Annotated in this window: 16 protein-coding genes; 11 read left to right on the forward strand and 5 right to left on the reverse strand. The window is 63.0% G+C overall.

What is annotated here, in order from left to right; all coding sequences use genetic code 11:
• Positions 1–3: 3 nt before the first annotated feature.
• Positions 4–936 (reverse strand): LysR family transcriptional regulator, encoded by a 933-nt coding sequence (locus AC07OO_RS24280; RefSeq protein WP_495084743.1) that lies wholly within the window; start codon positions 934–936, stop codon positions 4–6.
• A gap of 224 nt (positions 937–1,160) precedes the next feature.
• Between AC07OO_RS24280 and AC07OO_RS24285 the strand changes: the two genes are divergently transcribed.
• From AC07OO_RS24285 to AC07OO_RS24310, 6 genes are all read left to right on the forward strand, one after another.
• Entirely contained in the window at positions 1,161–1,475 is a 315-nt protein-coding gene (locus AC07OO_RS24285) for a hypothetical protein (RefSeq protein ID WP_495084744.1), read from the forward strand.
• Between the two features lie 394 nt (positions 1,476–1,869).
• Positions 1,870–2,373 (forward strand): hypothetical protein, encoded by a 504-nt coding sequence (locus AC07OO_RS24290; RefSeq protein ID WP_495084745.1) that lies wholly within the window; start codon positions 1,870–1,872, stop codon positions 2,371–2,373.
• A gap of 155 nt (positions 2,374–2,528) precedes the next feature.
• The gene (locus AC07OO_RS24295) at positions 2,529–4,367 is read left to right on the forward strand and encodes a M48 family metallopeptidase (RefSeq protein ID WP_495084746.1); all 1,839 of its coding nucleotides are present in this window, start codon (positions 2,529–2,531) and stop codon (positions 4,365–4,367) included.
• 5 nt (positions 4,368–4,372) lie between these two features.
• Positions 4,373–4,978, forward strand: coding sequence for a hypothetical protein (locus tag AC07OO_RS24300; protein WP_495084747.1), 606 nt, complete (start codon positions 4,373–4,375; stop codon positions 4,976–4,978).
• 100 nt (positions 4,979–5,078) lie between these two features.
• Positions 5,079–5,843 carry a ParA family protein gene (locus AC07OO_RS24305; protein ID WP_495084748.1) on the forward strand — a complete coding sequence of 255 codons (765 nt, stop codon included), beginning with the start codon at positions 5,079–5,081 and terminating at the stop codon, positions 5,841–5,843.
• A 109-nt stretch (positions 5,844–5,952) separates the two neighbouring features.
• Positions 5,953–6,693, forward strand: a complete 741-nt coding sequence (locus AC07OO_RS24310; RefSeq protein ID WP_495084749.1) for a hypothetical protein — start codon at positions 5,953–5,955, stop codon at positions 6,691–6,693.
• Here the strand turns inward: AC07OO_RS24310 and AC07OO_RS24315 are convergent.
• Positions 6,690–7,073 carry an S-adenosylmethionine decarboxylase family protein gene (locus tag AC07OO_RS24315; protein ID WP_495084750.1) on the reverse strand — a complete coding sequence of 128 codons (384 nt, stop codon included), beginning with the start codon at positions 7,071–7,073 and terminating at the stop codon, positions 6,690–6,692. The two genes, AC07OO_RS24310 and AC07OO_RS24315, sit on opposite strands and share 4 nt — an antisense overlap.
• Positions 7,074–7,262: 189 nt before the next feature.
• Between AC07OO_RS24315 and tkt the strand changes: the two genes are divergently transcribed.
• The 3 genes from tkt (at position 7,263) to gap (ending at position 11,261) form a co-directional block, all read left to right on the forward strand.
• A complete protein-coding gene (gene tkt, locus AC07OO_RS24320; RefSeq protein WP_495084751.1) occupies positions 7,263–9,338 on the forward strand; it encodes a transketolase in 2,076 nt (691 codons plus the stop codon).
• 96 nt (positions 9,339–9,434) lie between these two features.
• Positions 9,435–10,235, forward strand: a complete 801-nt coding sequence (locus AC07OO_RS24325) for a hypothetical protein (RefSeq protein WP_495084752.1) — start codon at positions 9,435–9,437, stop codon at positions 10,233–10,235.
• Between the two features lie 27 nt (positions 10,236–10,262).
• The gene (gap, locus tag AC07OO_RS24330; RefSeq protein WP_495084753.1) at positions 10,263–11,261 is read left to right on the forward strand and encodes a type I glyceraldehyde-3-phosphate dehydrogenase; all 999 of its coding nucleotides are present in this window, start codon (positions 10,263–10,265) and stop codon (positions 11,259–11,261) included.
• Between the two features lie 137 nt (positions 11,262–11,398).
• Here the strand turns inward: gap and AC07OO_RS24335 are convergent, their stop codons facing one another.
• Positions 11,399–12,433 (reverse strand): potassium channel family protein, encoded by a 1,035-nt coding sequence (locus AC07OO_RS24335; RefSeq protein WP_495084754.1) that lies wholly within the window; start codon positions 12,431–12,433, stop codon positions 11,399–11,401.
• 53 nt (positions 12,434–12,486) lie between these two features.
• Positions 12,487–13,080, reverse strand: a complete 594-nt coding sequence (locus AC07OO_RS24340) for a lysophospholipid acyltransferase family protein (protein WP_495084755.1) — start codon at positions 13,078–13,080, stop codon at positions 12,487–12,489.
• Between the two features lie 116 nt (positions 13,081–13,196).
• Here AC07OO_RS24340 and AC07OO_RS24345 point away from each other — a divergent pair, with 116 nt between their 5' ends.
• Together AC07OO_RS24345 and ypfH are read left to right on the forward strand one after the other, a co-directional pair.
• On the forward strand, positions 13,197–13,613 hold the full coding sequence (locus AC07OO_RS24345) for a YchJ family protein (RefSeq protein WP_495084756.1): 417 nt from the start codon (positions 13,197–13,199) through the stop codon (positions 13,611–13,613).
• An 11-nt stretch (positions 13,614–13,624) separates the two neighbouring features.
• Complete coding sequence (ypfH, locus tag AC07OO_RS24350; protein ID WP_495084757.1) at positions 13,625–14,311, forward strand: esterase; 687 nt, start codon at positions 13,625–13,627, stop codon at positions 14,309–14,311.
• A gap of 4 nt (positions 14,312–14,315) precedes the next feature.
• Here the strand turns inward: ypfH and AC07OO_RS24355 are convergent, their stop codons facing one another.
• On the reverse strand, positions 14,316–15,728 hold the full coding sequence (locus AC07OO_RS24355) for a hypothetical protein (protein WP_495084758.1): 1,413 nt from the start codon (positions 15,726–15,728) through the stop codon (positions 14,316–14,318).
• Between the last annotated feature and the right edge of the window lie 6 nt (positions 15,729–15,734).

The raw sequence follows: 15,734 nt of genomic DNA on the forward strand, positions 1-15,734 counted from the left end.
TACCTAGCCCTGCAGCACCTTGCCTGGCAACCAGTCGCTGATGAACTCCAGAAACGCCCGGGTGCGGGCCGGAATCAGCTTGCGCGAGGGCACCGCGGCATAGACCGTCAGCCGCCCGGCGATCCAGTCCGGCAGCACCTGCACCAGGTCGCCCTTGGCCAGGTGGTTGGCCACCAGCAGGCGCGACAGCACGGCGATGCCGGCACCGTCCAGCGCGGCGCGGTACAGCACGTCCAGGCTGATGGACTGCAGGGCCACGGGCATGTCCACCTCCACCGCGTCGCCTTCGCCTTCAGCACCGCTCTTTGCCGGGCGCAGTCGCAGGCGCCGGCCGGCCGCGCCGCCGCCCTGCTGGCGCGGGAACTTCAGGTAGTCGTGGTGCTCCAGGTCGCTGGGCACCTGGGGTGTGCCGGTGCGCGCCAAGTAGGACGGCGCGGCGCACAGAATCCACTCCGACGTAGACAGCGGCCGGGCCACGACATTGGCGTCGTAGCCCTCGTCCACGCCCATGAAGGTGACGTCAAACTCTTCGACCCGCGTCTGCGGAAACGGGTCCACCGCTATGTCCAGCGCCACCTTGGGGTAGCGCGCGCGCCAGTGCACGATGTGCGGCGCCAGCACGTAGGAGGCCAGCACCGGCGTGGCCAGCACATGCACCGTGCCATGCAGTTCCTGGGTGCTGGAGCCCACGGCCGCCTCGGCGTCGTCGATCTCGTTCAGGATGCTGCGCACCCGCAGCAGGTAGAGCTCGCCGGCCTCAGTCAGCGCCAGCTTGCGCGTGGTGCGCTGCATCAATCGCGCGCCCAGGTGCTGCTCCAGGTCGCCAAACAGCCGGGTCACCGTAGCGGGTGACATGTCCAGCGAACGGGCGGCCGACGCAAAACCCCCGTCATCAACCACCCTTTGGAAGACCCGCATGGATAAAAGTCGGTCCATATGTGCAACGAGTGAGTTTTCAAGACCTTGATTATTTCATTTTTAGCAATGATGAATTACTGACCCAATGGTTTTTAATTTTCGCCATCGGCGTACAGTTCAACCCATCGATGAGCCGAAACCAAATATGAGCGACTCACCGAGGCTGGACAAGCAGGAGTTCCCCCGAAAGGGCTCCCGACCTGCCCGGATATGTGTCTAACAACTTTTGAAAGAAATTCATCATGAAAAACGCAATCGCTACTACCGCTTTGATCCTTGTTGCCGGCCTGGGCGCCAGCTCCAGCTTCGCCGAAAACCTGAGCAACGTTGCCACCAGCTCCTTTTTCGCCAAGTCTGCCCCCAGCGTGCTGAGCCGCAGCTTCGTCAAGTCCGAATACACCGCCGCCGTGCAAGCCGGCAACCCACCCGCACGTGGCGAAGACTCCGGCGTGCGCAGCTCCAATGTCACCAGCACCGTACCTCGCGCCGCTGTGAAGGCCGACTACCTGCAAGCCCAAAAGGCCGGCACATTGCCCCCCATGGGCGACCGCGGTTAAGCCGTCGCCGGGCCGCCCCAAGACGGCTTTGCCCCTTGGGTGCAGCGAACCACACGAAGTGGGGAGCGTGGGGCCTTGGTGAATACCCCGCACTAATGACCCGGTTGACCCCGGGGACACTACCCGGCTTTGCCGGGTTTTTGATGAAATCCCGCCCACGAGGCGGGATTTTTCATTGGGGGTGCCAAACCGTCCAAAAAATACCCAATTCGGGGCTATTGACTGATGGTTACGGCAAATATTGCCTGTAGCCCTCGTCAGGTAAAGGAGTGTAGCTCCTAAATACATAGCGGGCTGAGCACCCACCGAAGCACTAGACACCACTCTGTTGAGCCGGCGGGCTTTCACAATGGGTTCACAATGCGTCGCGAAGCTATGACCCTCCAGCACCCCGATGATTCCTGACGCCTTCGAGCCGCCACGCACGCACAGCTTTGCAGAATTCGAGCTGGCCGTACTTGGCCCTGCCTTTGCCGAAGCCGATTTTCAAGCGGTGCGCGCCAGCGCAGACCATATCCGCGGCGTTTTTGGTCCGACGAATGGCTGGCCAGAAGCCGGTATCAGTTACGCGGAGAACCTTGCCGACCTCAGCCGCCATCTGCGCGAGTTCGACACGCGCGTGGCGTTTGCCTACGCGCTGGTGGAGCCGGCGGGCGATGCCTACCTGGGCTGCCTGTATATCAAGCCGATCAAATCCCGCCTTGCGCAAGACCGGCGCAAGCAACTGTTCCAGGCGCAGGCGTTTCTCTGGCTGTCTTCGGCACAAACTGTGCTGGACGACAGCCTTGCATACGCCAGCCTGGAGCGCTGGCTGAAAGCGGCTTGGCCTTTTGGCGCGGTTGCCTGGCCGGGCCGGGCGCAGAGTTGGGCCGAGTGGGAGGCCTTGGCCCACGCCTGATGCACTGAACGCCCCGCAAACCGCTGCCTTTTGTACACAAGTGACCGGTGCGCGCCGGAAACTGCGGCTACGCCCCCTAAAATCCCCGCAGCTCGCGAAGCAGCCTCTGCTGACACGCGGCATCTACCTATAAAACAGCGCAGGGAACCCGGACTATGCAATCTGAGAACACGCTCCGCCAAGAATTGCTCAAGGTGCTGTTGTACGCGGCACTGGCCCTGTTCCTGATTCCGGCGCTGACCTACGGGTTTGTGCGCTACGCCAACCATGATCGTGATGCAGGCATGCAGCGGGCGGTGCAGGAAAAGGCGTATGCCAACAACAACGCCACCAGCGACGACAAGCAGGCCTTCATCGCCTTCTATGCCCGCAACCCGCTGTCCACGATTTGCAGCAACCGCGCACCCGAAGCCCAGGAGTTTCGCGCCGACGTGTGTGAGCCCTATGGTGAGCTGTGGCAATTCAACGCCATGCAGCGTGCCGCGCTGTGGTCGCTGGTGGGTGGCGTGGCCGTGCTGCTCTTGGTCGGCGCCCTGGGTGCGCTGGCCTTTGTGAACCGGCAGTGGCAGTACACCAGCTTTGTTGTTGGTTGGCGCCTGATGACGCTGGCCGGCGCGGCCGCCGTGGTCTTGCAAGGGGTGATGGGCGTGTGGCTGTCCTTCTGGGTGACGGCCTTCTTTGTGCAAAAGTACTACATCAAGCTGATTGCCATCGTCGGCCTGGCCGTGCTGGCCGGCGTGGCGGTGCTGGTGATGAAGATCTTCCACCGCGCCAAGGTCAACAACAGCGTCGAAGGCGAGCTGGTGGCCGAGGCCGATGCGCCCATGCTGTGGCGCCGTATCCGCCACATGGCGGCACGCCTGAAGACGGCGCCGCCCGACCATATCGTGGCCGGTATCGACACCAACTTCTTTGTGACCGAGGCGCCGTTGAAGGTCGGCGGCAAGGAGCTGACGGGGCGCTCGCTGTTCGTCAGCATCCCGCTGCTGCGCGTGCTGAGCGTGCACGAGGCCGACGCCGTGCTGGGCCACGAGCTGGCCCACTTTCGCGGGGGCGATACCAAGGCCAGCGCGCAGCTAGGCCCCAAGCTCACGCAGTACGACAGCTATGTGCAGGAGATGCGCGAGGGCGGCTTTACCATCGTCGTCTACTACTTCATGCGGCTGTACCGCATGGTGTTCCAGATCGCGCTGTCGCGCGACAGCCGCGAGCGCGAGTACAAGGCCGACCGTGCGGCCGCCCGGCTGGTGTCGCCGCAGGCCATCTCCCAGTCGCTGGTGAAGATCGCCGCCTACGACAACTACCGCAACAGCACCGAGCGAGCGCTGTTTGAGCGGGACCAGAAGCTAGCCGACCAGTTGGGTATTGCCGCCGCAGTGGCCCAGGGCCTGCGGCCCTATGCAGCCTCCATCGACTTTGTCGACGACATGCGCACGGCCCACATACCCCACCCCTTCGACAGCCACCCGCCGCTGGCCGACCGCATGCGCCAGGTGGGCCATGCGCTGGACCCGGACAACTACGGCGCCGTGGTGCTGGAAGTGCCCCAGGCCACCTGGGCCGACGTCATCATCACGGCCGACGCCATCGAGCAGCGGCTGTGGGCGGCCTACGAGCAGCAGTTCGCGCAGAACCATGAGCAGGCCCTGGCCTACCGCTACGCGCCCGCCAACGAGCAGGAGCGCCAACTGGTGCTGAAGTATTTCCCGCCGGTCGTATTCCAGTTGAAGAACGATGCCACGGTCGAGGTCAACTACAGCGGCATTGCGCAATCGAACGGCGAGCCGCTGCTGGAGTGGGACAGCGTCAAGGCCCTGCAGTACAACGACAGCAGCTTCGGCGACAGCCTGACCGTCACGCTGCATGAGAAAGCCATGATCGGCAGCAAGACCATGACCATCAAGCTCGGCGGTCTGGGCAAGCAGAAAGACCAGTTCAATGCGGTGGTGGGCCACTATTGGCAGCGCCACCAGATCATGCGCCGTTCGAGCTGACCGCCATGGATGTTCTGGTCTTCGCGCTGCTGCTGGGCGGCATCACGCATTTCTTTCAGCGGCGCGACGAGCACCGCCGCATCATGCTGCTGGGCAGCCACCTGGCCCAGTACCAGATCGAGAAGCTGATGGAGACGCTGACCGAGGGCTATATGCGCGCCCTGGGCGAGGCCGATGCTGCCCGCCAGCACCAGATCTGGAGCATGCTCAGCGCCACCGAAGCCGCGCTGTGCGAGCAGTTCAAGCGCTTTGCTGCCGAGTTTGCGCGGCTGGACGTAGGCCTGACCCGCGCCAGCAAACTGCCTTGGTCCATTTTCTACACCGGGCGCTGGCTGCCGGCCAGCACCTTTGACTTTCGCGAAATGCTCAGCACACACGCCCGCGGCATCTGCCAGGCTGTGCACCGCGGTCCCGAGGTCAGTGCCAAGGACAAGGCCTTTACCGTGCTGGCCGAACTGTATTTGATGCAGCACAGCTGCCACTGGTTCTGCAAGACCAAGGCGGTGGCCTCCACCCGCCTGGTGCTGCGCCACCAAACGCCCTATGCCAAGGTGCTGGACTCGGTCACGCCGGCCACACGCGAGGCCTATAGCGCGCTGGTGGGCCGCTGAGCCGCCGCCCGGGCATCGGTCTTGCTTGCGCGCCACCGTATCCCGTTCTCCCGATTTCCGTATCTCCTCTCCCTCCACATCCCTTCAAGGCACCTACACCATGCAATACGTCGTTTTCAACCAAAAGGGTGGCGTCGGCAAGTCCACCATCACCTGCAACCTGGCGGCCATCAGCGCCGCGCAGGGCAAGCGCACCCTGGTCATTGACCTGGACTCGCAGGGCAATTCCACCCGCTACCTGCTGGGCGCGGACATGCCCGAAGACCTGCCCAATGTGGCCGAGTTCTTCGAGCAAAGCCTCAAGTTCACGATACGTGACAAGGGCGCCAGCGAATTCATCGTCAACACCCAGTGGGAGGGTCTGGACCTGATGCCGTCGAGCCCGCTGCTGGATGAACTGCACGGCAAGCTGGAATCGCGCCACAAGATCTACAAGCTGCGCGACGCGCTGGAGCTGTTGAGCGAAGACTACGACCGCATCTACATCGACACGCCGCCCGCACTGAACTTCTACACCCGCTGTGCCCTGATTGCGGCCCAGGGCTGCCTCATTCCTTTTGACTGCGACGACTTCTCACGCCGCGCGCTGTACACGCTGTTGGAAAACGTGGCCGAGATCAAGGCCGACCACAACGGCGACCTGGAGGTCAGCGGCATCATCGTCAACCAGTTCCAGGCCCGCGCCAACCTGCCCCAGCGCATGGTGCAGGAGCTGATCGACGAGGGCCTGCCGGTGTTGCAGCCGTATCTGCGTTCGTCGGTGCGCATCCGCGAATCGCACGAGCAGGCCATGCCCATGATCTTCCTGGATGCCAGCCACACGCTGACCCAGGAGTTCGTGGCGCTGCACGATGCGTTGGCTTGAGTGGCTTAGCTCAAATCGGGCGTTAGCCCCCGCCAGGTGGATATGAATAGCTACTATATTTGTAGCATTCTGACTTGCGCCGCGGCTTGGCGCGCGCCACAATGCCGCCATGCGTGACCAGACCCTCAAATGGCTGTTGGCGGCCAATGTGCTGCTGCTGGGGGCTGCGCTGTGGCACAGCGATGCCTTGCCGCCTCCGGCGGAACTGGTGTCGGCCCTGCAAGACGAACCCGCCCAAACGCCGGTGCGCCAGCCCGCGTTCAAGACCACAGCCCATGGCGTCACCTACACCGTGCAGCCCCTGTACGAATACGACCTGGCGGGCCTGGTGGTCAGCAAGCACGACGCCAAGTCCTGGTTGGACTACCTGCACCGGGAGTGGAACGATAACCTCAACATCGTCGATCTGTGCGTGGTCTGGGGCAACAATGCGCGCAATGGCTCCTATGCTGACATCAGCTTCTCCAGCGGGCAGTTCACGTGCAACTTCAGCACCCGGTCAGACAAGGCTTTTGCCGCCTTTGACCAGACTGCCATCTCCAACAACCACCTGCTGACCGATAGGCCGGACCTGGCCAAGAAGCTGCGCTCCGTGCGCGTGGGGGACCAGATCCACTTCCATGGGCATTTGGCGGAGTATTCCCACCAGCACGGCGGCATGGACTTCAAGCGCGGCACCAGCACCGTGCGCACGGACACGGGCAACGGCGCCTGCGAGACGGTGTTCCTGGACGGCGTGGAGATCATCAAGCCCGGCGGCAAGCACTGGCGCATGCTGGTGTGGGTGGCGAGCGGTTTGCTGGCCCTGGGCGTGTTTGCGTGGTTTGCGCGGCCGGTGCGGCTGCACTAGGCCGTAGGTTTGCCGCCTCGCTGTAGCGCTTGACGCAGCGCCTGCTGGGGTGCAAACAACGCAAGCAGCGCGTCCATCAATTGCCGGGCCTTGGCCGAATGGTCGGCGCCGAAGTTGCACACATACACATCCACCGTCACGCCCATTTGTTCTGGCCAGGTGTGCACGCACAGGTGCGACTCGGCCAGCAGCACCGTGGCGGTGATGCCGCCCGGGCCCTGCTCGGTGGCCGGGAAGCTGTGGGCCAATTGGTTGACGGCCTGCAGGCCCGCTGCGGCGACCTCTTGCACGCAGCGGTCCAGCAGACGCGGGGCATCAGTCAGCCACACACTGTCGCACTGGCAGCGGCTGAGATCGGCGGTGAGGTGAAGGCCTTGCATAGACGGGTAGACGCGACTGTAAATTATTTCTATCCGGGGGGGCCTTTTCACCGGGCGGCGTGGGGAATTCTCCTTCAGCGCTCCAGCCCCGTAAGGAGGCGTGTATGGGCGTGTAAAGGCCGCCAGTCCCGCGGTCGGTAAAATACCGGGTTTTCCCCAGCCACCACCTACTCCGGAGTCGCCCAGCCCATGGCCACCACCCCCAACACCCAACAAATGGCCAACGCCATCCGTGCCCTCGCAATGGACGCCGTGCAGGCCGCCAATTCCGGCCACCCCGGCGCCCCCATGGGCATGGCCGATATGGCGGTGGCCCTGTGGGGTCAGCACCTGAGCCACAACCCCACCAACCCCCACTGGCTGAACCGCGACCGCTTTGTGCTGTCCAACGGCCACGGTTCCATGCTGATCTATGCGCTCTTGCACCTGACCGGTTACAAGCTGCCCATGGCCGAGTTGAAGAACTTCCGCCAACTGCACAGCAAGACGGCAGGCCACCCCGAGCACGGCATCACCCCCGGCGTCGAAACCACAACCGGCCCCTTGGGCCAAGGCATCACCAACGCGGTGGGCATGGCGCTGGCCGAGAAGTTGCTGGCCAGCGAATTCAACCGCGAAGGCCACACCGTGGTCGACCACCATACCTACACCTTCCTGGGTGACGGCTGCCTGATGGAAGGCATCAGCCACGAAGCCGCCGCACTGGCCGGTGCCTGGAAGCTGGGCAAGCTGATCGCGCTGTACGACGACAACGGTATCTCCATCGACGGCCAGGTCGCACCCTGGTTCATCGACAACACGGCCCAACGCTTTGTGGCCTATGGCTGGAACGTCATCGGCCCCATCGACGGCCACGACGTTGTTGCGGTCTCCACTGCGATTGCCGAAGCCAAGAAAACCAATGATCGCCCCACGCTGGTCATCTGCAAGACCCACATCGGCAAGGGCAGCCCCAACCGCGCCAACACCGCCAAGGCCCACGGTGAACCACTCGGCGCCGAAGAAATCAAGCTCACCCGCGAGTCCATTGGCTGGAGCCACGCGCCCTTCGTCGTGCCCAAGGAGGTGTATGCCGACTGGGACGCCAAGGAAGCCGGCAAGGCCGCTGAGCAAGCCTGGAAAGACAAGTTCGCCGCTTACCAGGCCGCCCACCCCGCGCTGGCCAAGGAACTGGTCCGCCGCATGAAGGGCGACCTGCCCAAGAACTTCGTGCAGACCGCGGTGGACACCGTCATCGCCGCGCACCAGAAGGCCGAGACCGTGGCCAGCCGCAAGGCCAGTCAATTGGCACTGGAAGCCTTCACCGCCGCGCTGCCCGAGTTGCTGGGCGGTAGCGCCGACCTGACCGGCTCCAACCTGACCAACACCAAGTCCACACCCAACCTGCGCTTTGACGCGCTGACTGGTGCTGTGGTCAAGAACGAAGCCGGCCAAGGCGGCCGCCACATCAACTACGGCGTGCGCGAATTCGGCATGGCCGCCATCATGAACGGCGTGGCCCTGCATGGTGGCTTCATCCCCTACGGCGGCACCTTCCTGACCTTCAGCGACTACAGCCGCAACGCCATCCGCATGGCCGCGCTGATGAAGCAGCGCGTGGTGCACGTGTTCACGCACGACTCCATCGGCCTGGGCGAAGACGGCCCCACGCACCAGTCCATCGAGCATGCCGCCAGCCTGCGCCTGATCCCCAACCTGGACGTCTGGCGCCCGGGCGATACGGCCGAAACCGCCGTGGCCTGGACTGTCGCTCTGCAAAACAAGACCAAGCCCACAGCGCTGCTGCTCTCCCGCCAGAACATCAGCTACGCGCCCAAGGGCGACTCGGCTGCGGCCCCCGACGCGAGCGGCATCGACGCCATCAGCAAGGGCGCCTACGTGCTGGCCGAGCCGTCCGAAGTGGGTCTGAAGAAAAAGGCCCAGGCCGTCATCATCGCCACCGGCTCCGAAGTGCAATTGGCACTGAAGGCCCAGGCCCTGCTGGCCGAACGCAAGATCGCCGTGCGCGTGGTCTCCATGCCCAGCAACACCACCTTCGACACCCAAAGCGCCGCCTACAAGGCCGAAGTGCTGCCCGCAGGCGTGCCCCGTGTGGCGGTCGAAATGGGCGTGTCCGACGGCTGGTGGAAATACGGCTGCGCCGCGGTCGTCGGCATCGACACCTACGGCGAGTCGGCACCGGCGCCGGTGCTGTTCAAGCACTTTGGCTTCACGCCGGAGAACGTGGCGGACACGGTGCAGGCCGTGCTGCAGCGCAAGGCCTGACAGTTGCGGTGGCGTATCGATGGGCCCTATGATGGCGTTGGACCGGGATCTGTACCAGATGACGGCCAACCATTCATAACTACAGGGAGATCAGACATGCGCCATCCAAGCACTTTCCATGCATTGCTCAGCACCGTGACTGCGGTCGCCGCTCTGCTGCAAACACCCGGAGCCTGGGCAGGAGGGGGGTCTAAGCCCACCCTCCCAGGAGCCGTTCCTGAGACGATGAGTGTCGGCCGCGATGATGTGGCATCGCTCCGCGCCGAGGCCTGGGCTCAGATCCCACAGGCCGTGCAGGTCACATCAGCCGAGGCGGCCGCGGCCATGGAACAAAGCCAGTGCACCTTCACCGGGCCCAGCGGCAAGCTGCCCTATCCGTCCGGCAACCGCACACCCGCAGGCAATGTCGTGTTGCGCATGAAGTTTGCGCAGACCGATGCTCCGCCCGAGGTCGAGGTGGTCTATTCGGCGCGGCACCATCTGCTGGCCAGCACGGGTGTCTCCATGGCCAAGGACTACCGCATGCACTGCGAAAAGCCTTTGGCCAGCCCGGTCTACGCCACACAAATGATTCGTTTGCGCACCGAGGGCGCCCAGGGCGCGGCGCTGAAGGACATGGCCTTTGTGCCCTTCCTGCAGTCGCTGGACCGCACGAGCCTGGGCAAGGTCAAGTTTGACCTCAACACCATGTCCTGCCCATTTGACGTCAAGGTTACGCTGATCGAACCCTTTGCAGAGAACACCATTGCAGAAGCCGACGCGCGCAACCCCAACCGGCAGGAGTTTTTGGCCTGGCTGCGCAAGCTGGTCTTCAAGTACCCGGCAGAAACCGAACGTTTCCTGGTCGGCGAGTCCACCAAGGTCACGGTGCCCTGCATGGTGCTGGACCTCACCTAGTTTTTTCAACCCTCGGAGCTTTTTCTCATGACTATCAAGATTGGCATCAACGGCTTTGGTCGCATCGGACGCAATGTGCTGCGTTCGGCCCTGCAAAACTTCAGCGACATTGAAGTAGTGGGCATCAACGACCTGCTGGAGCCGGACTACCTGGCCTATATGCTGCAGTACGACTCGGTGCACGGCCGCTTCAAGGGCACGGTGGCCGTGGATGGCAATACCTTGGTCGTCAATGGCAAGAAGATCCGCCTGACGCAAGAGCGCGATCCCGCGGCGCTGAAGTGGAACGAAATCGGCGCCGATGTCGTCATCGAATCCACCGGTTTGTTCCTGGACAAGGTCACGGCGCAAAAGCATATTGATGCTGGCGCCAAGAAGGTCATCCTGTCGGCCCCTTCCAAGGACGACACCCCCATGTTCGTCTACGGTGTGAACCACGCCACCTACAAGGGCGAAGCCATCATTTCCAACGCGTCTTGCACCACCAACTGCCTGGCACCCTTGGCCAAGGTCGTGCACGACAAGTGGGGCATCAAGCGCGGTCTGATGACAACCGTGCATGCGGCGACCGCGACCCAGAAGACGGTGGACGGCCCCAGCAACAAAGACTGGCGCGGTGGCCGCGGCATTCTGGAAAACATCATCCCCTCCAGCACCGGTGCCGCCAAGGCCGTGGGCGTGGTGATTCCTGAGCTGAACAAGAAGCTGACCGGCATGTCGTTCCGCGTGCCGACCAGCGACGTGTCCGTGGTCGACCTGACCTGCGAACTGAACAGCCCCGCCACGCTGGCGGACATCTGCGCTGAAATGAAGGCCCAGTCCCAGGGCGCTCTCAAGGGCGTGCTGGGCTACACCGAAGACAAGGTGGTTGCCACCGACTTCCGCGGTGAGACCTGCACCAGCGTGTTCGATGCGGATGCTTCCATCGCGCTGGACGGCACCTTCGTCAAGCTGGTGAGCTGGTATGACAACGAATGGGGTTATTCCAACAAGTGTCTGGAGATGGTGCGCGTCGTCGCCAAGTAAGCATCCATCCAGCACAAGGCATTTTGGCCTCAAAGCCCGTACCGCTTGCCGGTACGGGCTTTTTTTTCGCGCCGTAGTGCTACGCGACAGAATGAATAGCACGCGCGCAATAGCCGCCGCGGGCGGCCCAGCGATGCTCAAGCCCTCAGCAATTGCTCCACATGGGTACGGCCCTCGGGGCTGGCCATCAGGACCAGGGTGGTACCGGCCTTGAGAACGTGGTCGTCGGACGGATTGAAAATCCATTGGCCACCCTCGTGGGTGGCCATCAGCAAATAGTCTTTGGACCGCGGCAAGACGCTGGCCAGGGCGGCACTGGCAAACCCTGCGGGTACCGTCACCTCTTCCACGCGCAGGCCTTCATCGGTGTGCAGCATCTGGTCCATGAAGTTGACGACATGGGGGCGTACCATGGCCGAGGCGATGCGCATGCCGCCGGTGAAATCGGGCGACACGATTTCATCGGCCCCTGCGCGCTTGGCCTTGTTGGTGTTGCGGATGTCGTGCAGGCGCACCACGACGCGGGCCTGCGGGTTCAGCAGCTTCACGGACAGGGCCACCATCAGGTTGTGGCTGTCGTCGCCGGTCACGGCAAATACGCCGGCTGCCTGGGCCAGCCCCGCGCGGTGCAGCGCGGAGTCGTCGGCCGCGTCGTCGTGCAGGTACAGCGACTGAGGGTGGTGCTCCAGCCAGGTGTCCAGCGCCGTGCGGTCGCTCTCGATGACGACAAAGGGGCGCCGCGTCTTCAACAACTCGCTGGCGACGTTGGTACCCACCCGCCCGATGCCGCAGACGATGTAATGGCCCTGGAGGGCTGCGATGTGCTTTTCCATGCGTTTCTTCCTCAGGTCCTCGTTGAGATCGGCGTCAATCAGCAGCGCCACCAGTGTGGAAAACAGGTAGCTCAGGGTGGCAATGCCGACCGTGGCAATGAAAACCGTGAACAGCCGCCCCATGGGGTGGTGGCTCAGGTCCACGGTCTCACCATAGCCAATGGTGGCAATGGTGATGAAGGTCATGTAGAAGCTGTCGATCCACGTGGCCGTGGGGCGGCCCAGGTAGTGATAGCCCTGGGTGCCGCCTATGGTGATCAGGATCAGCAGCGCGCCGCCATACAGCAAGCCCTTGAAATGCCTGCTGCGTATGATTTTTCTCAGTCCGCTGCGTTCCATACCCATGCCTCCCGCCAAATTCTAGTGGCCGTTTGGAACGGGCTGGTGCCGCGTCAGGGCTCGGCGTGGAACTGGTCGGCGTTCTTGCCCTTGAAGGGCGCGTAGAAGGCCTTGATGGCCCGCATATCGGCGTCTATGTCGCCGGTGGGATGGAACACCGGCCCCAGGCCGCTGATCTTGCGTTCATAGTCCATATAGGCCATGACGATGGGCACCTGCGCACCCACGGCAATGTAGTAGAAGCCGGTTTTCCAGTAGCGGGTATGGTTGCGCGTGCCCTCGGGTGGCACGATCAGCTGCAACGGCCCCTGAGCCGCCTGTATGGCTTGCACGGAGGCCGCTACCAGGTTGTTGGAGGTCTCGCGGGCGACCGGTATGCCACCCAACCACATCATGACGGAACGAAACGGGAAGCGGAACAACTGGCGTTTGCCCATCCAATAGATGTTGAGCCGCAGCGCAAAGGCCACCATCAGCGTATAGGGCAGATCCCAGTTGCTGGTGTGCGGCGCGGCAATCAGTACACACTTATGGCCGTTGGCGGGCAAACCGCCCTCCACCTTCCAGCCGGTGAGTCTCAGGAAGGCGATGGACAGCGCGCGCAGCAAGGTGTTGACAACTGGCGTGTCAAAAATGGTGTGGTGCATGGGAGAGGGCGAAAAGACGTGGCGGCGGGCTGGTGCAGACCGCAACAGGCGCCTGCGTGAGCCCCCGATTGTCGCTGCATTACATCGAGGCTTGGCGTACAGTTGGCAACCCCTCAATGCGCCATGGAAGCGATGCAATTGTGAAGAAGATGGAATGCCCCTGTGGCAGCGGACTGGAGTTGGGCGCCTGCTGTGGTCAGTGGCACATGGGTCTGCCCGCCGGCATGTATGCCCCTACGCCCGAGGCGCTGATGCGCTCGCGCTACAGCGCCTATGTGCTGGGCCTGATTGACTACCTGGTGGCCACCTGGCACCCCTCCACCGCGCCGGGCGACCTGGAGTTGCAGCCCGTCAAATGGCTGGGACTGGAGGTGCGCCATGCCGAGGCCAGCGGTGACGCTGGCGTCGTCGAGTTTGTCGCTCGCTGCAAGGTGGGTGGCCGCGCCGAGCGCATGCACGAACTCAGCCGCTTTGTGCGGGAACAGGGCCGCTGGTATTACATTGACGGACAGCACCCATCCGACAGTCTCTAGAGCCAGCCGCCATGCCAGACCTATCCCTCATCATCCAGGAGCCGGCCGAGCAGGCCGCGCAGTTGATCCTGCTATGCCATGCCGCCGGGGAAGACGCGGCCTCCCTGCTGCCCCTGGGTGAGCGGTTGTGCGAAGCCTTTCCCCAGGCCACCGTCGTATCCTTACAGGCCGATGCGCCGGCCGATACGCCCCGGGGTTTTGAATGGTTTGCCTTGGCCGGCGTGACCGATGCCAACCGCCCGCAGCGCGTGGCGCAGGCCTTGCCCGCGCTGCAAGCTGCTGTGCGCGACTGGCAGGAGCGCAGCGGAGTGTCGGCCTCGGCTACAGCCTTGATTGGCTTGTCACAGGGTGCGGACATGGTGCTGGAGCTGAGCAAACAGCAGCCCATGCTGGCCAGCCGTGTCATCGCCATCGGTGGCCGCTTCGCGGTGTTGCCCCAGGTGCCGCCTGCCGTTACCACGATCCACTTCCTGCATGGCAAACAGGACACCGTGACTCCCTATAGCCACAGCGTCCTGGCGGCCCACCATCTGCGCGATATGGGCTGTGACATCACGGCCGAAGTCCTACCCTTTGTGGGCCAGATTTTGCATCCCGATATGGTTGAGCTGGCGGTCACCAAGCTCAGCACCCATATCCCACACCAGTGGTGGGCTACGGCGAAAAACGAAGTGCCGCCATCGCCGTCCATCCACTAACGGATTACCACTCCAGCGCAAACACCACGTCGCCATTGATCGCATACAGCTTGCAAGGTGTGGGGGAGTTTTTGTTGCAATAGACGAGTGAACGTTCTGCCGGGTCTGACGGCATGGTCGCGTCGTTGGGTTTGGTTCCCACGCTCTCCGCGTAGTAACCGGCTGGGGAAATGGAGAAGGCCTTGGGGCCGGATTTACCGATCCACGCCTTGTAGGCAGCGCGTCCCTTGTCCGACAGGTAGGGAATCAAATCGAAGTCTCCCACTTTGGCAAAGCCGGTCGGGGTCCGGTTGATGGCAGCTGGGCTTGGTGGCGCATCCGTGCCGCCCGCGTTTGCATCCTGGGCAGGTGCTTTGGGCAGGTTGCTGCCCTTTTCAAACAAGGCCTGCATGCGGTCCGCATAGTCCGTGCCGTCTACAACCTTATTGTTCACGGCATAGAGCTTGCAGTTCTGCTTATAGGCGCGTTTGCAGTTGTGAAGTGCCCGCATGGCGACGTCTATGGGGGCGGCCGGGTCGGAGGGCTTCATGCCGACACCCCAGCCCCACTTGATGGTGTCTCCAACCGCAAACGCCTTGGGTCCGTTCATGGCCAGCCACGCCTTGTAGTCATCCTGTCCCGCCTTCGGCAGGTCAGGCATGGCGGTCTCATCGTCTGCGGTGAGACTGTCCCGGTAGTCGGTTAGCGCGTCCACTGGGCGTGGCAAAGCGGTCAGACCAAACACCTTGGTAGCAAATTGGTCAGCGCATTCGAACTGGGCTTGTTGAAAGTAGAAATGCAGTAACGAAGCATCTCGGGTGGCCAATTGGTCCAGGCTGGGACGGCGTTTCTCACCCTGGGTCAACTGGCACGTCGACTCGGCAAGCACGCGCTTGCTCGCCGCATCCATCACCCGCAGGGTACTGCGGTAGCTGATACGAAAATGGCTCCAGTCTGTTGGGAAATAGACCATGCTCCAGCTGTGGGTCTTCACTTCCAGGGTCCAGTCGACGCCCGGCGCGGCGGCAAAGACGGATTCGATGCCGTCCTCACCGGGCTTGGTCGCCGCCGATACCACTTGCACATCCATGCGGGACTTCATTGCGGTAGCTATAGCCTGGGAAATACCAACCGCTGGGTCTGCAAAATGGGTCTTGCTAATTGCTTCGGCCTTGCCGGCCGGGGTGGCCGTGGCGGCACCCGCAATGCCACCGGCAATCGCTGCTCCCAACACACTGAGACCAGGAATGGCTGCTGCGATCACACTGCCGGACGCTTGGGCAGTGGTGTAGATCAGCATCTTGGGTGGCGGGGGTGTCAGGACGGCAAGACTTTTGCCAGCGTAAATGTCCAGAACCGATGGTGCGATGGGGGTGCTCTGTGCCTGAGCCTGCGAAGCAAACCAAGCCAGCGCCGCAACCCATATGAGCTTTTGCATGCGACG

The sequence above is a fragment of the Rhodoferax sp. GW821-FHT07G04 genome (genome assembly GCF_059418585.1).

Bases quoted from the DNA above. Each gene is read 5' to 3' on its own strand.
- AC07OO_RS24295 (WP_495084746.1), top strand. From the start codon at position 2,529: ATGCAATCTGAGAACACGCTCCGCCAAGAATTGCTCAAGGTGCTGTTG.
- AC07OO_RS24285 (WP_495084744.1), top strand. From the start codon at position 1,161: ATGAAAAACGCAATCGCTACTACCGCTTTGATCCTTGTTGCCGGCCTG.
- AC07OO_RS24290 (WP_495084745.1), top strand. From the start codon at position 1,870: ATGATTCCTGACGCCTTCGAGCCGCCACGCACGCACAGCTTTGCAGAA.
- AC07OO_RS24315 (WP_495084750.1), bottom strand. From the start codon at position 7,073: ATGCAAGGCCTTCACCTCACCGCCGATCTCAGCCGCTGCCAGTGCGAC.
- AC07OO_RS24340 (WP_495084755.1), bottom strand. From the start codon at position 13,080: ATGCACCACACCATTTTTGACACGCCAGTTGTCAACACCTTGCTGCGC.
- AC07OO_RS24345 (WP_495084756.1), top strand. From the start codon at position 13,197: ATGCGCCATGGAAGCGATGCAATTGTGAAGAAGATGGAATGCCCCTGT.
- AC07OO_RS24300 (WP_495084747.1), top strand. From the start codon at position 4,373: ATGGATGTTCTGGTCTTCGCGCTGCTGCTGGGCGGCATCACGCATTTC.
- AC07OO_RS24325 (WP_495084752.1), top strand. From the start codon at position 9,435: ATGCGCCATCCAAGCACTTTCCATGCATTGCTCAGCACCGTGACTGCG.
- gap (WP_495084753.1), top strand. From the start codon at position 10,263: ATGACTATCAAGATTGGCATCAACGGCTTTGGTCGCATCGGACGCAAT.
- ypfH (WP_495084757.1), top strand. From the start codon at position 13,625: ATGCCAGACCTATCCCTCATCATCCAGGAGCCGGCCGAGCAGGCCGCG.
- AC07OO_RS24335 (WP_495084754.1), bottom strand. From the start codon at position 12,433: ATGGAACGCAGCGGACTGAGAAAAATCATACGCAGCAGGCATTTCAAG.
- tkt (WP_495084751.1), top strand. From the start codon at position 7,263: ATGGCCACCACCCCCAACACCCAACAAATGGCCAACGCCATCCGTGCC.
- AC07OO_RS24355 (WP_495084758.1), bottom strand. From the start codon at position 15,728: ATGCAAAAGCTCATATGGGTTGCGGCGCTGGCTTGGTTTGCTTCGCAG.
- AC07OO_RS24310 (WP_495084749.1), top strand. From the start codon at position 5,953: ATGCGTGACCAGACCCTCAAATGGCTGTTGGCGGCCAATGTGCTGCTG.
- AC07OO_RS24280 (WP_495084743.1), bottom strand. From the start codon at position 936: ATGGACCGACTTTTATCCATGCGGGTCTTCCAAAGGGTGGTTGATGAC.
- AC07OO_RS24305 (WP_495084748.1), top strand. From the start codon at position 5,079: ATGCAATACGTCGTTTTCAACCAAAAGGGTGGCGTCGGCAAGTCCACC.